We start from the raw sequence: 7,038 nt of genomic DNA, 5'->3' as shown, positions 1-7,038 counted from the left end.
ATATAAAATTATTTTACAACACTAAAGATTCTTTAAGATTTAAATGCTTTCATTAAACGTCTTCGAATAAAATGAGTGAATTTATTAGTTAATGTTCATTTAGATTTTGCTATCTGATTCCTTTTGCAACAGAGTCAAGATTAAAAATGTAAACGCTTACTGATGGTGGGTTGGATGGCATGCGTCGCCATCATCGTATTAGGAGTAGGTGGAACGAATCAATAATTTGTCTATTAAAATAACCATGCAATTATTTTGTGAATGTAACGATTGGTGGATGGTTTAATATTTAACCATATTTAGGGGGACTTTATTATGCAAGCAATATTAAAAAATGATGTTCAGCAGCCAAATCAGTCCAGGAAAAAGCATCCTCCAGGACTGTATATGCTGTTCGCTACTGAGGCATGGGAGCGCTTCAGCTATTACGGAATGAGAGCAATTCTTGTTCTTTACTTAACAGCAACTGTTGTAAACGGCGGGCTTGGAGTCGACAAAACTACGGCTATGGGTATATACGGATTCTTTACTGGTGCCGTTTATATTACGCCGATGATTGGCGGATACTTGACTGACCGTTTCATAGGCAGAAGATTGGCGATCACGATTGGCGGTATTTTAATGGCGCTTGGTAACTTTTCGCTATTCTCAAGTCAGAGTTTGACAGCGCTTTACATTGGTCTTGGTTTATTGATTATCGGTAATGGTTTCTTCAAGCCAAACATCTCGACAATTGTTGGTGATCTTTATGAAGACAACGATCCGCGTCGTGATGGAGCTTTTACCATCTTCTATATGGGTATTAACGTTGGTGCTTTCTTCGCACCATTAGTAGTTGGGCTTATGAGCTATAAATATGGGTTCTTGACAGCAGCAATTGGCATGATTGCAGGGCAGTTAGTTTTCAACTTATTAGGCAATCGCTATTTAGGTGATATCGGTAAAGAACCTACAGGCAAACCGGAAGTTACAGCTGGTCAAAAATCAGCTGCACCGTTAACGAAAAGAGAACAAAAACGTACAGCGGCTATCGTGATTTTGGCAGTCTTCGTTATTGCGTTCTGGGCCGCTTTCGAGCAGGCAGGAAGTTCATTGACATTGTATGCTAATGACCAAATTGATCGGAATGTATTTGGTTTTGAGGTTCCAACTGCCTGGTTCCAATCATTGAATCCATTATTCATCGTGTTGTTAGCGCCAATTATGTCTGCTTTATGGTACAAGCTTGGCAGCTCAAAACGCGGTGACTTAAAAACTCCAACGAAGATGGCTCTTGGTTTAGTCACTGTTGGTTTAGGTTTCTTAGTACTGCTTCCTGCTGTTATGTATACAGGAAACGATACAGCGCTGAAAGTAAACATCCTGTTCATGATTGTAACGTATTTCCTTCATACATTAGCCGAATTAATGATTTCACCAGTTGGTTTATCAATGGTAAGTAAAATTGCTCCAATCAAGCTTGCCTCTCTTCTAATGGGAGTATGGCTGGCAAGTTCCGCGGTAGCTAATATGGTAGCCGGCCAATTAGCTGCATATACGCAGTCTTTAGGTTACCTGGAAATCTTCAGTGTAATTGGTTTTGTAACAATTGGTTTAGGTATTGTATTATTGCTTCTTTCGAAGCCAGTAGCAAAGCTGATGAAATAATGAGAAAAGGAGCTGACCCAAAAGGCACATAATGTGCCTTTGGGTCGAGCTTTTTTTATTTAGTGTAAAAAATAAAAGAAACGGTCCAAACTGGCGTAAGAGGAGTTTCCACAACGAGCCAAACCAGAAAGGAACGATTCTCTTATGAAACATAATCATCAACGGGCGCAAAGGTAAATTGTGATTCGGGATTGAACATCAATAAAAGAGAGAGCTTTAGTAAAGTATTAGCTCTCTGCACATATTTGTTTGTATTTAAAATAAATGCTAAGGACTTCTACCACCAAGGGTTAGTAAATATACAAAACTACGTCAGACTTAAACTGAACCGCCGTATACCGAACGGTATGTACGGTGGTGTGAGAGGTCGGAGGCTAGACGCCTCCTCCTACTCGATTTATACAACTAAAGGGGCAGGTTAGTTGCATATGGAATTAGAGAAAACAGAGTATTATTATTTTTATAAATAACCAAAAAAACGTTTATTATAGGAATGTTGATTAAAATTTGAAAAGTTAAAGGAGGTAAGAGAAGTTGAAAAAATGGGAAAATGTAGCGTTTGGTAGTTCGATTTTTATTGTACTAACTTTCCTTCCTCCGTATCTTGATATAATGGGTATTTCATTTTGGCTGAAATTAGTATGTATAATTGCTGTACTTTTTGGTGCTCTTTTTATTGTATCTAAAATCAATTTCCTTCAGAAACAGGTAACAAAAAAAGTAGGATGGTTGACTATGATTTCAATTTTTATTTTCGGAACAGTTTTGTCTGAATTTATTTTCCGATAATCTCTTCAACTAAAAGGTGCTGTATTCAATAATAGTGGTTGCAAAGGCAACCTTTATCTTATAGAGCTAATGGGTAGGGTAGTTTAATTTATCTAAGAGGAGTGAGTTTATGAAATATACTTGTCCCTGCTGTGGTTATAAAACATTAGATGAAGAACCTCCAGGAACGTATGATATTTGTAAAATCTGTTTTTGGGAAGATGATAATTTTCAATTCGATCACCCTGATATGGATGGTGGTGCAAATAATGTTTCCTTAAAAGAAGCACAAAAAAAATTTATAAACTTTGGAGTTTCTGAAAAAGATTTTTTGAAAAATGTTAGACGGCCTAATATGTCCGATATTAAAGATCAAAGTTGGAAACCGTTTGAGTAATTGAACGTTGACATAATCCGTTTTATAGGAGGCGTTTAGTTTTGTGGGAAAATGTATAGGAAGGTCCCAACGAACGAACTAAGTCTCAACAAATGCCTTTATTTGAGGCTATAAAACAATTTGTTTCAAGAAGAAACTGATTGAATAGATAAATTACTCGGATCTATACGTGAAGCTCGACTCGATTCACGTATAGGTTGTGTTCATTGTGGTTTTTTCGGTATTTTCTACTTGAATTAAACAGTCTTAATTTTAAACATTTTTAATAAAAAAGGCACATTTAAAGGACTTGTAGTTTTAACAAGCCCTTTTAAAGTCATTATATACTTTTCTCGTTATTTTACTATGTTGTCCCATTACGCATCTGTTAGTTTATTATGAAAGCATCTATGGAAACATAGAATAGAAATAACGAGACAACAACGCACCCCAAAAATCCTCCTTTTCTATCTTTTTGAAGTTCGGCTAATCCAGTTACTAACATATATGCGCCCAAGAAAAACATTGAATACGGCATCAACTCAATATTCCTAGTAATTAGTTGATAAGTTGATAAAGCAAGTACAATTATTACTAAGATAATTCTAACTAATTTCAAGAATATATATCCTCCTCTTAATTCAGAACAACTTTTCAATTATACCATTTATCACCTTTTTATTCATAAAATGTAAATCTATTCTTTCACTTACTTTTCCCCGATAATAGAATAAAGAAGGCGATTTTCTTAAAAATTGTTGTTTTTGAAGTAGTCATCTACATCTAATATTCTATTTTCCAGTATTTCCTCAATATCTTTAATCAATTTATTTATATTAACTTCATCATATGTGTTGGGAGTAAGATCGAGCGTGTAAAATTACTGGTCGACTTTATATATAGGCCTGTTCTTTTGGTTATCATAAATAATCAAAAATTGAAGAAACCTTTATGACAAAGTTGGTAGTTCCTAATGATGAAATAGCTACTGCATCCGCTAACCAGAAAGAGACAAATCGTACTGAGTATGAATATGTAAAAATAAGAAAAAAAAGCGAACACTCCAACATTTGAGTGTTCATTTTTTTTGCCTAAAAACGTTGGTAAACCAATGTTTTTAGGACCAGAGGTAAAGAAATATAAAATTCTTTTTAAAAAAGAGTGATCCAAATCCATTATCTCTCCGTTTAGTAAGTGTAAAGAAAAAAGGATAAAACAAAAAAAGAGGAGAGTGGAAAATAATGAATTTCAGTAAAAAATTAATTATTCCTGTTTTAGGCGCTTCACTTTTAATGCCAACGATGGCCAATGTACATGCTGAGGAAATGAAACCAACGGCCATTACACCGGCAGCAGATTTACGTGCTGACTTAGACTACTTATTATCTGAACACTTCACATTAGCGGTAGCTGCAATGACAACGGCATACGAGGGATCTAAAGATGCAGACGAAGCATTCAAAGCTTTAGACCAAAACGCGGTTGATATGGAACCGGCCATTGCCTCCATTTATGGAGAAAAAGGCGCTGCTGAATTTGAGAGGATTTTTAGAGAACATAACAACTATACAGATGATTTTGTAAAAGCAACAAAAGAAAATGACAAAGCTGCCAGGGCTGAGGTTGATAAAGAAGTTGATCAATTTGTAAATGAATTTGCGACGTTTTTAAGCACAGCAACTGAAGGGAAACTACCTGAGGCTGCAGCAAAAGAAGCACTTCGTATACATGAAGACCAAGTGAAAGAGACATTTGAGGACTACGTAGAAGGTGATTATGAAGGTGCAGCTAAAACTTATCGTGAAGGATTCCAACATATGTTCGATATCAGTAAAGCGCTGTCTACTTCCATTGTAGAGCAAATGCCAGATAAATTTGAACATACTAAAGCAGACACACCGGCAGCTGATTTACGTTCTACATTAAATAGTTTAGCAGCTGAACACTTTGCTTTAGCGACAATGGGTATGCAAAAAGGGTTCGAAGGTGCAGAAGACTATGACTATGTAGGTTGGTCTGAAAACACAAATACAGCTGATTTCAAAGCAGCCATTGGTTCAGTATATGGTGATGAGGGTGCAGCTCAATTTGAACAAATTTGGCAAGGAGATCATATCAGTGCACAAGCTGAGTTCGTAAGCGCAAAAATAAAAGGTGATAAAGAAGGAGAACAGGCAGCAAAAGATAAACTTCATAAGTTTGCACAAGAGTTTGGTACATTCTTAGGAAGTGCAACAGCAGAGAATCTACCAACGAAAGCAGCACAAGATGCCGTTAAAGCACATGAAGATACAGTTATTAAAACGTTTGAACAGTATGCAGCAGGCGACTATGCTGGAAGCTATGACACATACCGTGAAGGGTACAAATTAATGTTCGGTGTTGGCCAAGCACTTGGCGATGCAATTGTAAAACAAAACCGAGACAAGTTTGCGGGAACAGCGATGCCAACTGATATGCCTAAAACAGGCATGGGCGGTGCTTCCGAACAAACAGCTAACCCATTAACAATAATATGGACTGCTCTAGGTTCATTAGCCGCATTATTGGCAGTTGTAGTCGTACGTAAAAGACAACTGAATAAATAAAAATATTAAATGAAAAGTGAAAAAAAGAAGAGAGCATAATCTCTCTTTTTTTTTTTCAAATTGAGCAGATTGAAATGAGGTAATGATGTGAAAAAACGAATTCTTTTCGCTTGTTTTATCTTATTAGCCGTTTTATTCATTAGTGGAACCGTCTATGTGAAACAATTAATGGTTCAAGCATCAGAAACAAAAGAGCAAGAGGCGGATCAAGTTAAAGAAACACAAAAAGAACATGTAAAAAGTCGTGTCACACTTAAAGAGGAATTTACCGTATTAAAGGAACATAATACAGAAAAGAAACCCCTCAATGAAGAATTTAATGGCATTATTCCAACAAATGTAACCATTCCTTCAATTGATGTAAATGCTTCAATTGAGCAAGTTGGATTATTGGATAACGGTGAAATGGCTGCCCCTTTTACTGAAGAGGGTGTGGCTTGGTTTGAACCTGGTTCAAAACCAGGGGTGAAAGGAAATGCCGTATTAGCAGGTCATGTAGATAGTAAGACAGGACCAGCTGTTTTTTATCATTTGAAAGATCTCGCAAAAGGTGATGAAATTACGGTTAAGGATAAGCAAGGAACAAAACTCACATTTGTGGTAAAACAAAAACAAAGCTATCCACGAGACAAAGCACCTCTTAACGAAATCTTCGGATATAGCAAGGGGCGCCATTTGAATTTAATTACATGTACAGGCACATTTGATCGATTGAAAGGCACGCATCAAGAACGATTAGTTGTATATGCAGAATTAAAAACAGAAGAAGAAAAACAGCTTGAAAATAAAGCAAAACCGCCTGCTACCCCAACGAATGCGAAAATAAGTGGTGATCTGTTAACCTGGTATGCCGTAAGTGACGGAAATATTATCGGTTACCGAGTTTATAAAAAACAGCCAGGTGGAACATTCACACATATTGGGAGCATATCAGAGTATGAACGTAAGAATTTTGTAGATAAAAACGCAACAAATGCTCATTACTATGTGACAGCAGTTAATGAATATGGGCAAGAATCAGCTCCGTCTAGTTTTGCTAAATAAGAATAGCCAAAAAAAAATGGACTTTTTATCTCCCCACTTAAAGCGAGTAACAGTATAAAACAAAGAAGATGGACATTTAAGAGAGGGGAATACGTGAAAAATTAATTTTGAATTGAGGGAGTTACAACTAACCCACTAGGTAAGTATTTCATTAGATTTATATGATCAACTGCTAGTGCGTTTGCAAAATCGTGAATATTACTAAACCCCGGATAAGGGACACACATATATAATTGACCCTTATCCGGGGTTTTTAATGTTTCAATAGTTGTAATGAGTAAGGATGGAGGATGGTATAAATGGTTATGGGAAAATTGCTCGGCCGGTAATGTAGCATAAAAAAATCAGACGATTGATGAAAATATATAAATTCCTAGTGGAAATCAGACGGGCTGATCGGAGGCAAGCAACTATCATATTACTTGGCCGAAAAGTAAATTTGCGGGTATTGGCTTCATTGGATGAAATGGCTATGAAATAAGGATTTCCTTATCATCGATTCACCATCTAATGTAACTTTCATTTTATAGGTGCTAGTTGCATTTTAAACTATTTTTAAAGAAAAGGACAAATAAGCGTTTTCATACCATTTGCCATTACTTGAACAATATTAGA

Annotated in this window: 6 protein-coding genes; 5 read left to right on the top strand and 1 reads right to left on the bottom strand. The window is 36.2% G+C overall.

All coding sequences use genetic code 11. The features are described from left to right. Positions 1–315 precede the first annotated feature (315 nt). The 3 genes from ACFWE9_RS25160 (at position 316) to ACFWE9_RS25150 (ending at position 2,812) form a co-directional block, all read left to right on the top strand. Positions 316–1,647, top strand: a complete 1,332-nt coding sequence (locus tag ACFWE9_RS25160) for a peptide MFS transporter (protein WP_230159364.1) — start codon at positions 316–318, stop codon at positions 1,645–1,647. Positions 1,648–2,181: 534 nt separating this feature from the next. Then, positions 2,182–2,436 (top strand): hypothetical protein, encoded by a 255-nt coding sequence (locus ACFWE9_RS25155; RefSeq protein ID WP_377359370.1) that lies wholly within the window; start codon positions 2,182–2,184, stop codon positions 2,434–2,436. Positions 2,437–2,545: 109 nt separating this feature from the next. Then, complete coding sequence (locus ACFWE9_RS25150; RefSeq protein ID WP_230159362.1) at positions 2,546–2,812, top strand: CPCC family cysteine-rich protein; 267 nt, start codon at positions 2,546–2,548, stop codon at positions 2,810–2,812. A 367-nt stretch (positions 2,813–3,179) separates the two neighbouring features. On the opposite strand, the gene ACFWE9_RS25145 is transcribed toward ACFWE9_RS25150, so the two are convergent. Continuing rightward, positions 3,180–3,317 (bottom strand): DUF3953 domain-containing protein, encoded by a 138-nt coding sequence (locus ACFWE9_RS25145; RefSeq protein ID WP_290370598.1) that lies wholly within the window; start codon positions 3,315–3,317, stop codon positions 3,180–3,182. Positions 3,318–4,029: 712 nt separating this feature from the next. Here ACFWE9_RS25145 and ACFWE9_RS25140 point away from each other — a divergent pair. Continuing rightward, positions 4,030–5,379 (top strand): copper amine oxidase, encoded by a 1,350-nt coding sequence (locus tag ACFWE9_RS25140; RefSeq protein WP_377359372.1) that lies wholly within the window; start codon positions 4,030–4,032, stop codon positions 5,377–5,379. Between the two features lie 87 nt (positions 5,380–5,466). Further along, complete coding sequence (locus ACFWE9_RS25135; protein ID WP_230159361.1) at positions 5,467–6,423, top strand: class F sortase; 957 nt, start codon at positions 5,467–5,469, stop codon at positions 6,421–6,423. Positions 6,424–7,038: the final 615 nt, after the last annotated feature.

Source organism: Peribacillus sp. NPDC060253, from assembly GCF_042727425.1.
GTDB lineage: Bacteria > Bacillota > Bacilli > Bacillales > DSM-1321 > Peribacillus.
This window is presented reverse-complemented; position numbering and strand designations above follow the sequence as displayed.

Coding starts and splice junctions, on each gene's coding strand:
- ACFWE9_RS25160 (WP_230159364.1), top strand. CDS start 316: ATGCAAGCAATATTAAAAAATGATGTTCAGCAGCCAAATCAGTCCAGG.
- ACFWE9_RS25150 (WP_230159362.1), top strand. CDS start 2,546: ATGAAATATACTTGTCCCTGCTGTGGTTATAAAACATTAGATGAAGAA.
- ACFWE9_RS25145 (WP_290370598.1), bottom strand. CDS start 3,317: ATGTTTTTCTTGGGCGCATATATGTTAGTAACTGGATTAGCCGAACTT.